The following is a 17,740-nucleotide window of genomic DNA, read 5'->3' on the forward strand; positions in this document are numbered from 1 at the left end:
TCTGTGGTTACGGTACATTGTGAGCCGTGTCACGCACGCCGGCAGGGTCGCGCGGTACACTGCGCGGCGGCCTCGCATAAACGGGGCGCAAAGACGGACGCCACGCGCGGCAAGCCTGCAACAACTGCGCGACGCGCGCGTCGGCAGGAGCCCGGCTGAAACGCGTGGCCGGAACCAACGGGGTAGCGCTGCGGTCAGGCAAGAGCGCCAGGGAGGGCGCACCGCATCGCTGCGCAACACAATCGAGCGGCGCAATGGACGGCATGCGCGCCGCGTCGCACCGCAACCAGGCAGATGACGGAACGCTCCGGCAAGGCGCGCAGCGCCTGGCCGGTACGCGAACGTACAAAAAAAGGACCCAGACATGACGCATGACGATCTCGCGCAACGCCTCGTGAACGCGCGCCACCGCCATCAGCTCATCGAGACGCTGGAGCCCGAGCGCCTGCCGCCCGACGCCGCCACGGCCTATGCGATCCAGCAGGCGGTCATCGCCGGTCTCGGCAAGGGCACGGGCGGCTGGAAAATCGGTGCACGCTCGCCTGGCGGCGCGGCGTCCGGCGCGCCGATTCCGGGCGCGCTCGTGCTGCCGTCGCCCGCGCGCATCGAGCGTCAGAACTTCTTTCGCGTGCTCGTCGAACTGGAGATCGCGTTCCGTTTCGCCGAGCCGCTCGCGCCGCGCGCCGACGTCTACTCGCGCGACGAAGTGCTCGCGCACGTCGGGCAGATCCTGCCGACCATCGAGATCGTCGACAGCCGCTTCGCCGAATGGCCGAACGTCGCGCCGCTCGCGCAACTCGCCGACTTCCAGAACAACGGCGCGCTGATCACGGGCCACGCGCAGCCGTATGCCACGCTCGCGCGCGCGCTCGACTTTGTCGCACCGGAACTCGAACTGAGCTTCGACGGCGCCTCGCTCGTGCCCGAAGCACCCGGCAATCCGGCCGGCGATCCGCGCGAACTGCTGGTGTGGTTCGTCAATCATTGCGCGGCGTCGGGCATCACCATCGAGCCCGAGTGGACCATCACCACGGGTTCCTACGTAGGGGCTCACCGCATCGAAGGTCCGGGCCTGCTGCACGGACATATCGACGGTCTCGGCGAAGTCGAAATCGAGTTCGTCTGATCAACGGACAAGGGGTTTCCCGAAGTCCTCGAATGCACTGTCATGAAGGGCCGTCACGCATACCGCGTAACGGCCTTTTTTGTTGCCGCTCGATTGCACAATGCGCGCACTATGCCTGCTCAAAGCCCGGCACTTTGCACCGCGATTGCGCACGAGTGCGCATGAAAATCGCCGGCAAAGCCACTACTGACGATAGGGGCAGTTTGCACGCGATTCACCGCATTTTCCGGCGTACGCAAGCGCACTCACGCGCACGCGACAATGCGCGGCAGGTCACTGACGCGGTCGTTTTCGACGCGTAAAACGGGAAAAAAGTTAGCGATGACGTGTGCGGACAACACGCTGACAACCCGCACGGAATATCGCGTTACAAGGAGTTTGATGCGGCGTGTGCACGCGTTGCGCGCCAATGCGTTTAAGGAGAAACGGCCTGGCTGCCGTAATGCTGTTTGAGCGTCGAACTTCGGCGCGATGACGTGACGCTGGCACGTTGCCGGCGTGAAGGTGAAAAGCGCTTGAGGCGTGAATCTTGCGCGGGTGGGAAGATCATTGTAAGACGCACATCCGCGTAGCACCAAGCACTAAAACGAGCCCTTGAATTGGCGCGATTTATGTGTGAAAAAAAATTCAAAAGGGTTTAGGATGAATTCGAGCGATGTCGTTTCCGATTAGCGCGCCGCGCACGACATCGGTCGCAGATCTCGGCGAGGAGGTAGCATGGATATCTACAGCAGCTTCGCGACCCGCTTCGAAAAAACGCGAGAGGAAGAGCTCTCGCTCGAGGAGTATCTCGCGCTCTGCAAGGAAGATCCCAGTGCGTACGCCACGGCTGGCGAACGCATGCTGACGGCAATCGGCGAACCTGAACAGATCGACACTCGCAACGACCCGCGCACGTCGCGCATCTTTGCGAACAAGGTCATCAAGGTTTATCCGGCTTTCCGCGAGTTCTATGGCATGGAAGACGTGATCGAGCAGGTCGTCGCGTACTTCCGCCATGCGGCGCAAGGACTCGAAGAAAAGAAGCAGATTCTCTATCTGCTCGGTCCGGTGGGCGGCGGTAAATCGTCCATTGCCGAGCGTCTCAAGCAGCTCATGGAACGCGTGCCGTTCTACTCGATCAAGGGTTCGCCCGTGAACGAGTCGCCGCTCGGTCTGTTCGACTACGACGAAGACGGCCCCATCCTCGAAGAGCAATACGGCATTCCGCGCCGCTATCTCAAGAGCATCCTGAGCCCGTGGGCGGTCAAGCGCCTGCACGAGTACAACGGCGATATCCGCAAGTTCCGCGTGGTGCGCCGCTATCCTTCCATCCTGCGTCAGATCGGCATCGCCAAGACCGAGCCGGGCGACGAGAACAATCAGGACATCTCCTCGCTGGTCGGTAAAGTCGACATCCGCAAACTCGAGCAATACGCGCAGGACGACGCGGACGCCTACAGCTATTCCGGCGGCCTGTGCCTCGCGAATCAGGGTTTGCTCGAATTCGTCGAAATGTTCAAGGCGCCGATCAAGGTGTTGCATCCGCTGCTCACGGCCACCCAGGAAGGCAACTTCAAGGGCACCGAAGGATTCGGCGCGATTCCGTTCAACGGCATCATCCTCGCGCACTCGAACGAGTCGGAATGGAAGGCGTTCCGCAACAACCGCAACAACGAGGCACTGCTCGATCGTATCTTCGTGGTGAAGGTGCCGTACTGCCTGCGCTACTCGGAAGAGATGAAGATCTACGAGAAGCTGCTGCGCAACTCGTCGCTCGCCGAGGCGGTCTGCGCGCCCGGCACGCTCAAGATGATGGCGCAGATGTCGGTGCTCACGCGTCTGGCCGAGCCGGAGAACTCCAGCCTCTTTTCGAAGATGCAGGTGTACGACGGCGAGAATCTCAAGGACACCGATCCGAAAGCGAAGTCGTATCAGGAGTATCGCGACTTCGCGGGCGTGGACGAAGGCATGAACGGCGTGTCCACGCGCTTCGCGTTCAAGATTCTCTCGCGCGTGTTCAACTTCGATTCGACCGAAGTGGCGGCGAATCCGGTGCACCTGATGTACGTGCTCGAACAACAGATCGAACGCGAACAGTTCCCGCCGGAAACCGAGCAGAAGTATCTGTCCTTCGTGAAGGACGTGCTGGCCTCGCGTTACGCGGAATTCATCGGCAAGGAGATTCAGACCGCTTATCTGGAGTCGTATTCGGAATACGGGCAGAACATCTTCGACCGCTATGTCACGTACGCCGACTTCTGGATTCAGGACCAGGAGTTCCGCGATCACGACACGGGCGAGAGCTTCGACCGCGCGGCCTTGAACGCCGAGCTGGAGAAGATCGAAAAGCCCGCGGGCATCAGCAACCCGAAGGACTTCCGCAACGAGATCGTGAACTTCGTGCTGCGCGCGCGTGCGGCCAATGCCGGTAAAAACCCGGCGTGGATCAGCTACGAGAAGTTGCGCGTGGTGATCGAGAAGAAAATGTTCTCGAATACGGAAGAACTTTTGCCGGTCATCTCGTTCAATGCAAAAGGATCGGCGGAAGAGCAGCGCAAGCATGAAGACTTCGTCAACCGCATGGTCGCGAAGGGCTACACGCCGAAGCAGGTGCGCTTGCTCTGCGACTGGTATCTGCGTGTGCGCAAGTCGTCATGAACGCGCAGGCATCACCTTCCTGCTGCGCCGCCGCATCGCTCATGCGGCGGCGCAAAAAGGAAATCCGGCGGGGCGCAGGCCACGCAGCCGCAAGCGGGTAGCGGCGGCGCCTGGCACGCAGACTGCGCACCTCGCCCATTCGAAACGTGAGCGGGAGACTGGATGTGCTTCATCAAATCATCGACCGCAGGCTGGCCGGCAAGAACAAAAGCATTGCCAATCGCGAGCGCTTCTTGCGCCGTGTGAAAAACTATATTCGTCACGCCGTCTCGGAAGCGGTGCGTGACCGCAGCATCAAGGACATACAAAGCAACCAGAGCATCACCATTCCGCGCAAGGACATCGCGGAGCCTTCGTTCCGGCACGGTCCGGGCGGGCGGCGCGAGATGGTCCATCCCGGCAACGAGGATTACATTCGCGGCGACCGCATTGCGCGTCCGCAAGGCGGCGGCGGTGGTGGAGGCAGTCAGGCGAGCAACGAGGGCGAAGGTCAGGACGACTTCGTATTCGAGCTCTCCCGCGAAGAGTTCATGCAGTACTTCTTCGACGATCTCGAACTGCCGCGTCTCGTCAAAACCCATCTGATGGCCGTCCCCACGTGGAAAAGCATCCGCGCGGGCTGGGCCGCGGAGGGCACGCCCAACAACATCGACGTGGTGCGCTCGCTGCGCAGCGCGCTCGGCCGGCGCATCGCGCTGGGCGCGCCGCTCGTCAACGAACTGCATACGCTCGAAGAGCAGCTCGAAGCGCTGATGGCCGATCCGTCCGACCGGCGCGACGAGATCAAGACGCTCGAAGACGAAATCCATCATCTGCGCGGGCGCATCTGGCGCATCCCGTTCATCGACCCGTTCGATCTGCGTTACGTGAATCGCGTGAAGCAGCCGCAGCCGTCGAGTCAGGCCGTGATGTTTTGTCTGATGGATGTGTCTGGCTCGATGGACGAGCAGCGCAAGGACCTTTCCAAACGTTTCTTCATCCTGCTGTACCTCTTTCTCAAGCGCAACTACGAGAAGATCGAGGTGGTGTTCATCCGTCACCACACGCGCGCCGAGGAAGTGGACGAGGACACCTTCTTCCATTCGACGGAAAGCGGCGGCACGGTCGTGTCGAGCGCGCTGGAGCTCATGAAGAAGGTGATCGAGGAGCGTTATTCGCCCAGCGACTGGAACATCTACGGCGCGCAGGCATCGGACGGCGACAACTGGACCGACGATTCGCCGAAGTGCCGCAAGTTGCTCCAGGATGACATCCTGCCTCAGGTGCGCTATTTTGCGTATATCCAGGTGACGCCGGAGGAGCAGAATCTCTGGCTGGAATATGCGCAACTGGCGCTCACCCAGCCGGCGCTGGCGATGAAGAAGGTCGACACGGCGGCGGATATCTACCCGGTTTTCCGGGAGCTTTTCGAAAAGCAGGTGGAGCACTCATGACGACACGCCACCTGCACAACGAGGCGCGCGGCTACGAGCCGGAGCGCCGCAAGACGGGCGGCCACGGAACAGGACAGCACGGCGATCACGCGGCCGCCACGGAAATGGGGGGACACGTTGCCGATCCCGGGCGCGAAGGCGCGCACGGGCTTCCTCAAGCGGATCTCCCTGAACGCCGGCTCCCGGACACCAGGGAATTGCATATGAACGTAGCCGACAGACGGCCGTTGCCGTGCCCATCCGACTGGACCTTCGAACTGATCGAGGAGTACGACACGCACATCGCGCAGGTTGCCGAGCAATACGAACTGGACACGTATCCGATCCAGCTCGAATTGATCAGCGCCGAGCAGATGATGGATGCGTATGCCTCGGTCGGCATGCCGGTCAATTATCGCCACTGGTCGTTCGGCAAGCATTTTCTCTCCACCGAGAAAAGCTATCGCCGGGGCCAGATGGGTCTCGCGTACGAGATCGTCATCAATTCGAATCCCTGCATCGCGTATCTCATGGAAGAAAACACCATGACGATGCAGGCGCTCGTGATCGCGCACGCGGCCTACGGGCACAACTCGTTTTTCAAGGGCAATTATCTGTTCCGTCTCTGGACGGACGCGCACGCGATCATCGACTACCTCGTCTACGCGAAGAACTACATCGCCGAATGCGAGGAACGTTTCGGGCTCGATCGCGTGGAAGAACTGCTCGACTCGTGCCACGCGCTCATGAATTACGGCGTGGATCGCTACAAGCGTCCGCAGAAACTGTCGCTGCAGCGCGAGGCCGCGATGCGTCGCGAACGCGAGGCGTATCTGCAATCGCAGGTCAACGAACTCTGGCGCACGCTGCCGAAAACGCAGCAGCCGATCGCCGAGGAAACCGACGAACGCTATCCGCCCGAGCCGCAGGAAAACCTGCTGTATTTCGCGGAGAAAAACGCGCCGCTGCTGGAGCCGTGGGAGCGCGAAGTCATTCGCATCGTGCGCAAGGTGGGGCAGTATTTCTACCCGCAACGCCAGACCCAGGTGATGAACGAAGGCTGGGCCACGTTCTGGCATTACACCTTGCTCAACACGCTCTATGCGCAGGGCAAGCTCGAAGACGGCTTCATGATGGAGTTCCTGCACTCGCACAGCAACGTCGTGTATCAGCCGCCGGTCACCAAGCCGTATTACAGCGGGATCAATCCGTACGCGCTGGGTTTTTCGATGATGAGCGATATCCGCCGCATCTGCGAAAACCCCACGGACGAAGACCGCAAGTGGTTCCCGGAACTGGCCGGCAGTCCGTGGCTCAAGGCGCTGCATTACGCGATGCGCAACTTCAAGGACGAGAGCTTCGTGGCGCAGTATCTGTCGCCGCATCTGATTCGTGAAATGCGCCTGTTCTCCGTGCTCGACGACGACATGCGCGACGCGCTCGAAGTCTCGGCCATTCACGACGAAAGCGGCTATCAGTACGTGCGTCAGGCGCTCTCGCGCCAGTACGACATGCATCATCGCGAGCCGAACATCCAGGTGTGGTCGGTGAATACGCGCGGCGACCGCAGTCTCACGCTGCGTCATTTCATGAGCGACAATCGCCATCTTTCGGGCGACACCGACGAAGTGTTGCGCCACATGGCGCGGCTGTGGCAATTCGACGTCTACCTCGAAAGCGTCGATGAAAACGGCACGGTGAGAAAGCGCTATGAATGCCGTTACGTGCCGCCGGCCATCAAGGTGTAGCGCCGCGTTCGAGCTCGACGTTGTTTGAAAAGGCCAGCTTCCACGCTGGCCTTTTTTCATGCCGACGCATGGCGAGTCTTTCAGCTGGGTTTCGGCGCTGCCGGTTGCGCGGAGGAAAAGGGCGTAGCCGCGCTAACATAACGGCACGGAAAACAACCACTTCGAGCGCGACACCGAACGCGGCATCGAAACGCGAGGAGCAACAGACACGCATGCGCAGGTCGAAATCGAATCAACCGCGGACCCATCGGCACACGCGGATGCTGAAGCAACACGCAGGACGCCGCCATGGCGTTTGAGTTCTTCAAAGGCGCGCGGCCGCTCAACCGCGCAACGGCGTTACGCGACGCCATCGCGGGCGTGCAGCTCGCGTCGATGAACGTGCCGCAGCTGCTCGGCTACGCGCGCATCGCGGGCATGCCGGCCGTCACCGGTCTCTACACGGGCTTCCTGCCGCTGATCGCCTTCGCGCTGTTCGGCGCGTCGCGCCATCTGGTGGTCGCGGCCGACTCGGCCACGGCGACCATCTTCGCGAGCAAGCTCTCCACCATGGCCACGCCGTCGAGCGCCGAATACGTCGCGCTCGCGGGCATGACGGCGCTGCTCACGGCAGTCATGCTGCTGATCGCCCGCGTGTTCAAACTCGGCTTTCTCGCCGACTTCCTCTCGCGCACCGTGCTGGTCGGCTTCCTGACGGGCGTGGGCGTGCAGGTGGGTGTGGCGATGCTCGGCGACATGCTCGGCGTCACGGTCAATTCGCGACGCACGGTCCTGCAGATCAAGCAGATCGTCCTGCAATTGCCGCAGATTCATTGGGGCACGCTCGCGATCTCCGCGCTCGTCGTTGCGGCGATTCTGGTGTTCAAGCGCTTGCGGCCGCGCTGGCCGGTGCCGCTCGTCGCCGTGATCGGCGGCATCGTGGCGAGCGCGCTGTTCGACTTCCAGCGTCATGGCGTGTCCGTGATCGGGCCGGTGGCGGGCGGCTTGCCGCATGTCGCGTTTCCGGCCGTCGGCTGGTTCCAGATGATCGATCTGATGCAGGTCGCGGCGTCGTGCTTCGTCATCATCGTTGCGCAGAGCGCCGCGACGAGCCGCGCGTTTGCCGAGAAATACGGCGAGCGCGTGGACGAAGACGCGAACCTGCTCGGCCTCGCCGCCGCCAACGCCGCTGCGTCGATGAGCGGCGCGTTCGTGGTGAACGGCAGTCTCACGCAAACCGCGATGGCCGATCAGGCCGGCGCGCGCAGCCAGTTCGCGCAGGTCGTGTTCGCGGGCGTGGTGGTGATCGTGCTGCTGTTCCTGAGCCGCTGGCTGCAGTATCTGCCGCATTGCGTGCTGGCCGCGATCGTGTTCACGATTGCAGTCGGGCTCGTGCATATCGGACAACTGATCGATATCCGCAAGGAAAGTCCGGGCGAATTCGGGCTCGCCGTGACGACGGCTGTCGCGGTCGTGGTGATCGGCGTGGAGAACGGCATTCTGATTGCCATCGGGCTTTCGTTGCTACGCCATGTGCGTCACAGCTATCGTCCGCACACGATGGTGCTGGTGCCGAACGAGGAGGGCCGCTGGATGCCGGTGCCGTCGCACGCGGGTCTGCAGACCGATCCGGGACTGATCGTTTTCCGCTTCGGCGCCGACCTGTTCTATGCGAACGACCACCTGTTCGTCGACGAAGTGCGTCGCCTCGTGGACGGCGCGCCGACGCCCGTGCGCTGGTTCGTGGTCGATGCGGCGGCGATCACCGATCTCGATTACTCGGCGGGTCGTTCGGTCGACGAACTATGCGAGGCGCTGCGCGAGCGCGGCGTCAAGGTGATTTTCGGCCGCGTGAACCGCTATCTGCGCGCCGACATGGACCGCCACGGCATCACGCCCGTGGTGGGCGCGGAAAACATCTACACCACCTTGCACGAGGCGCTCGCCGCCGTGCACCCCAACCTCGACAAGCAAGCCGAGGCGTGACGCCGCCCAGCGCGTCTATCCTTCCTGAGCGGCCGGCGCGGACTGACACTCCGCGCCGCATCACGTCGCATCACGCCGCATCGCACCCCCAAGTAGTCAAAATCCAAAATCCGGTGCGCATAACCTACACAGGAACTACTTAAAAATGTCCTGACAAACCCTGATTTACCGCGGGAATTCGCGGCTGATATCGTGCGCCTCAAGCGCTGTGGAAGCGCTTCCACCCAATCACCGCCGGCGCCAGCATCGCCCGGTTCCGACCCTTGCGCAGGAGCTTTCGTGACACACGATTCGCCACACACCGCCTCGGCCATTCTCGAGGACGACGCCTTCACGCCGTCGCCCGATTCCGCGCTCTGGCGCCGCGATTTTCTGCTCGGCGCGGCCACCGCGTCGTATCAGATCGAAGGCGCCGCGACCGAGGATGGCCGTCTACCGTCGATCTGGGACACCTTCAGCGCCACGCCGGGCAAGGTGCTCGCGGGCGACACGGGCGCCGTGGCCTGCGATCACTACCATCGCTGGCAAGGCGACCTCGATCTGCTCGGCGACCTGAACTTCGAGGCCTATCGCTTCTCGATCGCGTGGCCGCGCGTGATGGACGCGTCGGGCCGCCCGAACGCGAAGGGCATCGACTTCTACAAGCGCCTGCTCGAACGCCTGAAAGAGAAGGGCATCCAGACCTACGCGACGCTCTATCACTGGGATCTGCCGCAGCATCTCGAAGATCGCGGCGGCTGGCTCAATCGCGACACGGCGTATCGTTTCGCCGATTACGCGGATCTCATGAGCCGCGAGCTGTCCGGTCTCGTCGACGCGTGGATGACGCTCAACGAGCCGTGGTGCTCGGCGTATCTGGGCTACGGCAATGGCCACCACGCGCCCGGCCTCGCGAGCCCGCGCTATCCGACCCAGGCGATGCATCATCTGCTGCTGGGTCACGGCATGGCGATTCCGGTGCTGCGCGCGAACGATCCGAAATCGGCGAAAGGCATCGTCGCGAACGTGGGCCGCGGCACGCCGAACTCCGATTCGCCCGCCGACATCACGGCCGCACGCCGCTTCGAAGTCCAGCACAACGCGTGGATTCTCGATCCGCTGCTCAAGGGCGAATACCCGGCGGAGTTGTTCGAGCTGTGGCCGGGCACCGAGCCGCTCGTGCTCGACGGCGACATGGCGACGATTGCCGCGCCGCTCGACTTCCTCGGCATCAACTACTATTTCCGCACCAACGTGAAGAGCGACGGCGCGCACGGTTTCACCGAGGTGCCGCTGCCCGACGTCGAGCGCACGCAGATGGGCTGGGAAGTGCATCCGGACGGTCTGCGCGATCTGCTGATCGGTTTCAATCGCACGTACGAGAAGCTGCCGCCGATCTACATCACCGAAAACGGTATGGCCTCCGACGACGACGTGATCGACGGCGAAGTGGTCGATTCACAGCGCATCGCGTTCCTCAAGCGTCATCTGGCCGCCGTGGACGCGGCGATCAAGGCGGGCGTGGACGTGCGCGGTTATTTCGTGTGGTCGCTGCTCGACAACTTCGAGTGGGCGTTCGGCTATGAGCGGCGCTTCGGCGTCGTGCACGTGAACTACGACACGCAGAAACGCACGAAAAAGCGTAGCGCGGAACTGATCGCGCGTTTCATCGCGGAACGCAAGGCGCGCGGCGCCTGACGTCTCGACTGATCGATTCGCTCGACGCGAAATCGAAAACAAGAACGGCAGTTACCGTAATTGCCGTACCGGCTGCGCGCCGCGAGAATGCGCGACAGGGGAAAGTTGCACCAAAGCACGATCGCGTGCGCGCAGCCACCCGCATCACCGCCAAGTTTGACTTCATCGACCAGCAGAGAAAACCGGATCAACCGGAGGAGACGCAATGAAGCAAAACGCACCCGTCCTGCGCGGCCTCGCCGCCGCGCTGGCATTGGCCGGAGCCGTCGCGGCGCACGCCGCCGACGCGCCGCTCAAGGCCAATGTGATTCACTGGTGGACCTCGGGCGGCGAGTCGGCCGCCATCAAGCAGTTCGCGCAAGCCTACGACCAGGCGGGCGGCCAGTGGGTCGACAACGCGATCGCGGGCGCCGACCAGGCGCGCGCCACGGCGATCAACCGCATCGTCGGCGGCGATCCGCCCACGGCGGCGCAGTTCAACACGTCGAAGCAGTTCCACGACCTGATTGACCAGGGACTCCTGAATAATGTCGATGCGGTCGCGGCGAAGGAAAACTGGAACGGCATCCTGCCCGATTCGATCCTCAACCAGATCAAGGTGAACGGACACTTCTACGCGGCGCCCGTCGACATCCACATGCAGGACTGGTTCTTCTACTCGAAGCCGGTGTTCGCGAAAGCGGGCATCGCGGCCGAGCCGAAGAGCATGGACGAACTGTTCGCCGATCTCGACAAGCTCAAGAAAGCCGGCGTGATTCCGCTCGCGCTGGGCGGCCAGGCGTGGCAGGAGAAGATCACGTTCGACGCGATTTTCGCGGACATGGACCGCAATCTGTACATGAAGGTCTATCGCGACCGCGACGCGAATGCCGTCAATTCGCCCGCGTTCAAGAACGTGCTCACGACCTTCAAGCGTTTGCATAACTACGTCGATCCGGGCTCGCCGGGCCGCAACTGGAACGACGCGACGGCGCTGGTGATTTCGGGCAAGGCCGGCATGCAGATCATGGGCGACTGGGCCAAGGGCGAGTTCTCGAACGCGAAGCAGGTCGCGGGCAAGGACTTCGGCTGCTTCCCGGGTTTCGCGAATTCGCCGTACATGATCGCGGGCGACGCCTTCGTGTTCCCGAAGACCGACAATCCGCAGGCCGTGAAAGCGCAGCAACTGCTCGCCAGCGTGATCACGTCGCCGACGGCGCAGGTCGCGTTCAGCGAGAAGAAGGGTTCGATTCCGATCCGTCTCGACGTCGATACGGCCGGTTTCGATGTGTGCGCGAAGCAGGGCATGGCGATCATGAAGGACAAGGCGCGTCAGTTGCCGAATCCGGAAATGCTGATCCCGCCGGACGTGCAGGGCTCGCTCCAGGACGTCATCACGAACTTCTGGAACAAGGACCAGTCGGCCGAGGACGCGCAGAAGGCGTTCGCGTCGGCGATCAAGAGCTGAGAGGCTTATGTACGCGCTCAAGCTGGATCAGGCTAAACGGCAGGCGCGTGCAGCGCGCCCCATGCGGCGGCGGCTGTCGCTCGCCGCATGGATCGCGTTGCTGCCCATGGCGGTCACCGTCGTGTTCGCGTATCTCGGCACGATGCTGTGGACCGCGCGCGTATCGGTGAGCTATTCGCGCTCGCTGCCGACGAACACCTTCGCGGGCCTCACGCAATACGTGCGGCTGTTCGAAACCGAACGCTGGATCGTCTCGCTGCAAAACCTCGCGATCTACGGCGTGTGCTTCGTCGTGGCGTGCCTCGTGATCGGTCTGCTGCTGGCGATCTTCATCGATCAGCGCGTGGCCGCCGAAGGCGCGTTGCGCACGATTTTTCTGTATCCGTATGCGATGTCGTTCGTCGCGACCGGTCTCGTCTGGCAATGGATCCTGAACCCCGAACTCGGCGTACAGGCCGTGCTGCGGCACATGGGCTTCACGCACGCGCATTTCGACTGGATCGTCTCGCAGCAGTTCGTGATCTACACGCTCGTGATCGCGACCGTGTGGCAAGCCTCGGGCCTCGTGATGGCGCTGATGCTCTCGGGCCTGCGCAGCATCGACGACGAGATCTGGAAGGCCGCGCGCCTCGACGGCATTCCGCGCTGGCGCGTCTACGCGAGCATCGTCGTGCCGATGCTGAAGACCTCGATGTCGACCGCCTTCGTGCTGCTGTTCGTGATGGTGGTGAAGCTCTACGACGCCGTCGTGGCGATGACGCAAGGCGGTCCCGGCACCGCGAGCGAAGTGCCCGGCAAATTCGTCATGGATTATCTGTTCAACCGCGCCAACATTGGGCTCGCCTCGGCGGCCTCGATCGTGCTGCTCGCCACCGTGCTCGCGATCCTCGCGCCGGTGCTCTACGCGAAAAGCCGCGCCGCACGCAAAGGAGAACGAGCATGAGCGCGCCGCTGACCGAACCGTCGGGCGCCATTCGGCCCATTCCGCCCGTTATCCGGCGCACGCCGGGCGCCTCGAAAGGCAAGCCGAAGCGCAGCCGCTTCACGCCCGCGCGGCTCGGCGTCTACGGCTTTCTCATCATCGCCGCGCTGTTTTTCCTGCTGCCGCTCTACGTGATGCTCGTGACTTCGGTGAAGCCGATGGACGAGATCCGCATGGGCCATCTGCTCGCGCTGCCGCGTCACCTCACGTTCGCGCCGTGGCAGGACGCGTGGGCGTCGGCCTGCACGGGGCTCGAATGCGCGGGCATCCGGGTGGGCTTCTGGAACTCGGTGCGCATCGTGGTGCCAAGCACGATCATTTCGATTGCCGTGGGCGCCGTGAACGGCTACGCGCTCTCGTTCTGGAAACCGCGCGGCGCGGGCGTGCTGTTCGCCGTGCTGCTCGCGGGCGCGTTCATTCCGGTGCAGGTGATGGTCTATCCGCTCGTGCGCGTGCTGGCCACCGTGCATCTGTTCAGCTCGCTGCCCGGCATCGTGCTGATTCACACGGTCTTCGGCATGCCGGTGATGACGCTGCTGTTCCGCAACTACTACGTGTCGCTGCCGCAGGAACTGTTCAAGGCGGCGCGTATCGACGGCGGCGGCTTCTGGCGCATCTTCGTGCAACTGATGCTGCCGATGTCGGTGCCGATCATCGTGGTCGCGATCATCATGCAGGTCACGGGCATCTGGAACGACTACATTCTCGGCCTCGTTTTCGCGGGCACGAAGAATCTGCCGATGACGGTGCAACTGAACAACATCATCAACACCACCACGGGCGAGCGGCTCTACAACGTCAACATGGCCGCGACGATCCTGACCTCGCTGGTGCCGCTCGCGATCTATTTCGTGTCGGGGCGCTGGTTCGTGCGCGGCATCGCGTCGGGCGCGGTGAAAGGCTAAAAGCGGAGACACACAATGACGAATCTGGCAAACGTCTCAGTGCGCAATCTGCGCATCGATCTGGGCGCGAACACGGTGATCGACGACCTCGACCTCGACGTGCGCGCCGGCGAATTCGTGGTGCTGCTGGGGCCCTCGGGCTGCGGCAAATCCACCTTGCTGCACAGCATCGCCGGGCTGATCGACGTGAGCGACGGCAGCATCGAGATCGGCGGCGAGGACATGACCTGGGCCGACCCGAAGGATCGCGGCGTGGCGCTGGTGTTTCAATCCTATGCGCTCTATCCGACCATGAATGTCGAGCGCAACATGTCGTTCGCGCTTCGCATCAACGGCACGCCGAAGCCGGAAATCGAGCGCCGCGTGAAGCGCGCCGCCGACATGCTGCAACTCGGGCCGCTGCTCGCGCGCAAGCCCGCGCAACTGTCGGGCGGCCAGCGTCAGCGCGTCGCGATCGGCCGCGCGCTGGTGCGCGAAGCCGACGTGTTCCTGTTCGACGAACCGCTCTCGAATCTCGACGCCAAGCTGCGCACCGAATTGCGCCGCGAGCTCAAGCAACTGCATCAGCAACTGGGCGCGACGATGATCTACGTGACGCACGACCAGGTGGAAGCGATGACGCTCGCCACGCGCATGGCCGTGATGAAGGGCGGCGTGATCCAGCAGTTCGGCACGCCCGCCGAAGTCTATGCGCGGCCCGAGAATCTGTTCGTGGCGACGTTCCTCGGCACGCCGCCGATGAACCTGCTGAAAGGCAAGCTCGAAGCCAACGAAGGCAAGCTCTGGTTCCGCGGCGCGCAGCTCGACGTGGACGTGACGAACTACACGTTCAAGGGCGCGCCCGATCTCGCGAAACCTTGCGTGCTTGGCGTTCGGCCGGAAGATGTGCACGCGACGCGTCTCGGCGCGCCGGGCAGCGAGGGCGCGCATCAGGGCAGCGTCACGCTGGTCGAACCGATGGGCAATCATCGCGTGCTGTGGCTCGACTTTCACGGCGCGCAGATCGCGTCGATCGATCAGGACAAAACGCCGCTCGCGAGCGGCGCGCACGTGCCGTTCAGCATCGACGCGGCGCATGTTTCGCTGTTCGACGAAGCGAGCGGCGAGCGCGTTTGAGCGGCCGCGAAAGGTCTGCTATTCCTCCGATCAATGCACCAAAAAAGCACGCTCGGAAGTCAGTAAGAACGTGGTAAAAATTTGGCCGTGCTGATACAGCGCGCGACGTCGAATACAGATCGCGCAACGACAATAAAACCGAGGGACGTACGAGAAGTGGCAACCCTGAAAGACGTGGCAACGCTGGCCGGCGTGGGACTTTCCACCGCCTCGCGGGCGATTTCCGGCAAGGGCCCGGTGTCGGCGGACGCGGCGGCGCGCGTGCAGGCCGCCATCGAACAACTGAACTTCCGGCCGTCGTCGATCGGCCGGGCGATGGCGACGCAGTCGCTCGGCATCATCGGTATTTTCGTGCCGACCTTCTTCGGCTCGTACTACGGCACGATCCTCAAGGAGACCGACACCGAACTTCGCGCGGTGCGCCGTCACGTGGTGGTGGCAACGGGTTGCGGCGAGGCGTCGCCGCGCGAGCAGGCGATCGAGGCGGTGCGCTTTCTGATCGGGCGCGATTGCGACGGCGTGGTGGTCATCAGCCACGATCTGCACGACGAGGATCTGGGCATGCTGCACGCGCTGCATCCGCGCATGGCCTTCCTCAATCGCGCCTTCGCGCATTTCCCCGAAGCCTCGTTTTGCGCGGACCACTTTCACGGCGGCGAACTGGCCGCGCGCACGCTGATCGAGCACGGGCATCGCGAGATTGCGGCGATCGGCGGCACGGCCAGTTCGTCGGACAATCAGGCGCGTCTGGACGGTTTCTTCGCCGAACTCGCGCGTCATGGCATCGAGCGCGAGCGCGTGCCGCTCATCATGTCCGACTTCTCGCCCGAGGGCGGTTATGCGGCGGCGGGGCGGCTGCTCGAATCGAAGCGCCGCTTCACGGGCCTCTTCTGCGCGAACGACACGATGGCGATGTCGGCGCTCGCGCGCCTGCAGCACGCGGGCATCTCGGTGCCGCGCGACGTCTCCGTGATCGGCTACGACGATGACTATTCCGCGGCTTACATGGCGCCCGCGCTGACGTCGGTGCATATTCCGACCGCCGAGCTGACGCGCAATGCCGTGCGCTGGCTGATCAACCAGTGCTACGGCACGGAGTGGGACATCGAGCGCAGCTTCAACGTGAGCGTGACGATGCGCGCCTCGGTGACCCACGCGAAGTAGGGCGTGCGTCGATATCGCTTCACGGCTTCACGGCTGCGCGGCCAGCGCGGGCGAGGGCGTATAGGTGCCGCTGAGCGCGTTCAAAAAGGCGACCAGCGCATCGACGTCGGCGTCCGATGGCGCAGTGCCCAACTGGTATTGCGCCATCTGCTTCACGGCCTCGCGCAGATCGTTCACGCTGCCGTCGTGAAAGTACGGCGCGGTGAGCGCCACGTTGCGCAGCCCCGGCACCTTGAACGCCTGCACGTCGTGCGGATCGTGCGTGACGTTGGCGCGGCCGTTGTCGGCTTCGGTGAGCGCGCCACCGCGCGCCGCAAACCAGTCGCCCGCGCGGCCCATCCGCTCGAACGACTGGCCGCCCAGATTCGCGCCGACGTGACAGGTCGCGCAACCCATCGACTTGAATAACTGATAACCGCGTGCTTCGTCGCTGTTCAAGGCGCGGGCGTCGCCGCGCAGATATGCGTCGACACGGCTCGGCGTCAGCAGCGTCTTTTCGAATTCGGCGATGGCATCGGTGATGGCCGGTCCGCTGATGCCGTCGGGATAGATCTGCGCGAAGGTCTCGACGAGCGCCGGATCGGCCTGCAATTTGCCGACGATTTGCTCCCACGACACCGAGGCCATTTCCACCGGATTCAGCGGCGGCCCGCCCGCCTGTTCCTGCAAGGTCGCGGCGCGGCCGTCCCAGAACTGCGCGTGATTGAGCGCCGCGTTGAACACCGTCGGCGCGTTCACGCTGCCCAACTGCCCGCCCACGCCGAGCGAAAGTTTGCGGTTGTCCACGCCGCCGCTCGCGAGCGAATGGCAACTGGCGCAGGAGATCGTGTTGTCGGCGGACAGACGCGGATCGTGAAAGAGCCGCATGCCGAGCGCAACCTTGCGCGGATCGGCGCGCAATGTGTGCGGCAGCGGCTGCACGGCGTCGTTCTCGAACGCCGCCGCGACGCCGGGCGTCACATACCAGCGCTTGCGTTCGTGCGCGATCCAGTCGAACAACGTATGCCGGTCGCCCGCGCTCAGACCGGTGCCCCAGTGCACGGCGCGAAAGCGCGCGGGCGGCATGGTGTCGTTTTGCGCGACGCGTTCGAGCTTGGCGAGATCGGCTTCGCCGGGTTTCGCGCCATCGTGCAGCGCGGCGTACAACGCATCGAGCCGGAAATAGCGCTGGCCTCGTTCAGTATCGAACTGCGCGATCTGCTTGATGCCGGGCAGCGACGCATAAGGCGGCAGCACCGCTTTCGTCGAATGACAGCTATAGCAGGCGTTGCGGTCGAGAATATCGCGGATGCGCGCGGCTTCGGGCGAAGCGGCGGGGCGGGCGGCCGCGCTTTCGGCGTAGGTCGTGTCGTGATACCAGGCGAGCGCGCCGAGGCCGAGATAACCGGCCGCGAGCAAACCCGCGACGCTGACGAAGAATCTGTTCATGGTGATGTGAGGTGGGGAAACCTGGGAATCCTGAGCGGATATCCGGCTGTTGACGCTCACGCGGCGAGTGCGGCGGCGGCCGGATCAGCGTCCGATGCTACGGACGGAGCGCGCACGCGCCATTGCGGAC

The 17,740-nt window shown here is 63.5% G+C and carries 12 protein-coding genes; 11 read left to right on the forward strand and 1 reads right to left on the reverse strand.

Going from position 1 to position 17,740, the window contains the following annotated elements; genetic code table 11:
- Positions 1 to 364: 364 nt before the first annotated feature.
- From G3N97_RS15250 to G3N97_RS15300, 11 genes are all read left to right on the forward strand, one after another.
- A complete protein-coding gene (locus tag G3N97_RS15250; RefSeq protein ID WP_205994002.1) occupies positions 365 to 1,126 on the forward strand; it encodes a hydratase in 762 nt (253 codons plus the stop codon).
- Positions 1,127 to 1,843: 717 nt separating this feature from the next.
- The gene (locus G3N97_RS15255) at positions 1,844 to 3,766 is read left to right on the forward strand and encodes a PrkA family serine protein kinase (RefSeq protein WP_205994003.1); all 1,923 of its coding nucleotides are present in this window, start codon (positions 1,844 to 1,846) and stop codon (positions 3,764 to 3,766) included.
- 164 nt (positions 3,767 to 3,930) lie between these two features.
- Positions 3,931 to 5,199 (forward strand): YeaH/YhbH family protein, encoded by a 1,269-nt coding sequence (locus tag G3N97_RS15260; protein WP_205994004.1) that lies wholly within the window; start codon positions 3,931 to 3,933, stop codon positions 5,197 to 5,199.
- The gene (locus G3N97_RS15265; protein WP_065057458.1) at positions 5,196 to 6,926 is read left to right on the forward strand and encodes a SpoVR family protein; all 1,731 of its coding nucleotides are present in this window, start codon (positions 5,196 to 5,198) and stop codon (positions 6,924 to 6,926) included. Before G3N97_RS15260 ends, G3N97_RS15265 begins: the two co-directional genes overlap by 4 nt.
- A gap of 288 nt (positions 6,927 to 7,214) precedes the next feature.
- A complete protein-coding gene (locus G3N97_RS15270; RefSeq protein WP_205994005.1) occupies positions 7,215 to 8,891 on the forward strand; it encodes a SulP family inorganic anion transporter in 1,677 nt (558 codons plus the stop codon).
- Positions 8,892 to 9,170: 279 nt separating this feature from the next.
- Positions 9,171 to 10,568 (forward strand): GH1 family beta-glucosidase, encoded by a 1,398-nt coding sequence (locus G3N97_RS15275; RefSeq protein WP_205994006.1) that lies wholly within the window; start codon positions 9,171 to 9,173, stop codon positions 10,566 to 10,568.
- A gap of 205 nt (positions 10,569 to 10,773) precedes the next feature.
- Complete coding sequence (locus G3N97_RS15280) at positions 10,774 to 12,015, forward strand: ABC transporter substrate-binding protein (RefSeq protein WP_205994007.1); 1,242 nt, start codon at positions 10,774 to 10,776, stop codon at positions 12,013 to 12,015.
- Positions 12,016 to 12,022: 7 nt separating this feature from the next.
- Entirely contained in the window at positions 12,023 to 12,958 is a 936-nt protein-coding gene (locus tag G3N97_RS15285; protein WP_205994008.1) for a sugar ABC transporter permease, read from the forward strand.
- Positions 12,955 to 13,902: a carbohydrate ABC transporter permease gene (locus G3N97_RS15290; RefSeq protein WP_080180155.1), complete on the forward strand. Its 948-nt coding sequence runs from the start codon at positions 12,955 to 12,957 to the stop codon at positions 13,900 to 13,902. Before G3N97_RS15285 ends, G3N97_RS15290 begins: the two co-directional genes overlap by 4 nt.
- Before the next feature lie 15 nt (positions 13,903 to 13,917).
- The gene (locus tag G3N97_RS15295; RefSeq protein ID WP_205994009.1) at positions 13,918 to 15,018 is read left to right on the forward strand and encodes an ABC transporter ATP-binding protein; all 1,101 of its coding nucleotides are present in this window, start codon (positions 13,918 to 13,920) and stop codon (positions 15,016 to 15,018) included.
- 156 nt (positions 15,019 to 15,174) lie between these two features.
- Positions 15,175 to 16,182 (forward strand): substrate-binding domain-containing protein, encoded by a 1,008-nt coding sequence (locus G3N97_RS15300; RefSeq protein ID WP_110328991.1) that lies wholly within the window; start codon positions 15,175 to 15,177, stop codon positions 16,180 to 16,182.
- Between the two features lie 27 nt (positions 16,183 to 16,209).
- Here the strand turns inward: G3N97_RS15300 and G3N97_RS15305 are convergent, their stop codons facing one another.
- Positions 16,210 to 17,610 (reverse strand): cytochrome c peroxidase, encoded by a 1,401-nt coding sequence (locus tag G3N97_RS15305; protein ID WP_205994010.1) that lies wholly within the window; start codon positions 17,608 to 17,610, stop codon positions 16,210 to 16,212.
- Positions 17,611 to 17,740: the final 130 nt, after the last annotated feature.

Origin of the sequence: Paraburkholderia sp. Ac-20347, assembly GCF_017104805.1 — a bacterium.
Lineage (GTDB): Bacteria > Pseudomonadota > Gammaproteobacteria > Burkholderiales > Burkholderiaceae > Paraburkholderia > Paraburkholderia tropica.

What these genes read in the sequence shown, in the direction of transcription:
- G3N97_RS15295 (WP_205994009.1), top strand. Translation starts at nt 13,918, where the DNA reads ATGACGAATCTGGCAAACGTCTCAGTGCGCAATCTGCGCATCGATCTG.
- G3N97_RS15265 (WP_065057458.1), top strand. Translation starts at nt 5,196, where the DNA reads ATGACGACACGCCACCTGCACAACGAGGCGCGCGGCTACGAGCCGGAG.
- G3N97_RS15280 (WP_205994007.1), top strand. Translation starts at nt 10,774, where the DNA reads ATGAAGCAAAACGCACCCGTCCTGCGCGGCCTCGCCGCCGCGCTGGCA.
- G3N97_RS15250 (WP_205994002.1), top strand. Translation starts at nt 365, where the DNA reads ATGACGCATGACGATCTCGCGCAACGCCTCGTGAACGCGCGCCACCGC.
- G3N97_RS15285 (WP_205994008.1), top strand. Translation starts at nt 12,023, where the DNA reads ATGTACGCGCTCAAGCTGGATCAGGCTAAACGGCAGGCGCGTGCAGCG.
- G3N97_RS15255 (WP_205994003.1), top strand. Translation starts at nt 1,844, where the DNA reads ATGGATATCTACAGCAGCTTCGCGACCCGCTTCGAAAAAACGCGAGAG.
- G3N97_RS15305 (WP_205994010.1), bottom strand. Translation starts at nt 17,610, where the DNA reads ATGAACAGATTCTTCGTCAGCGTCGCGGGTTTGCTCGCGGCCGGTTAT.
- G3N97_RS15290 (WP_080180155.1), top strand. Translation starts at nt 12,955, where the DNA reads ATGAGCGCGCCGCTGACCGAACCGTCGGGCGCCATTCGGCCCATTCCG.
- G3N97_RS15270 (WP_205994005.1), top strand. Translation starts at nt 7,215, where the DNA reads ATGGCGTTTGAGTTCTTCAAAGGCGCGCGGCCGCTCAACCGCGCAACG.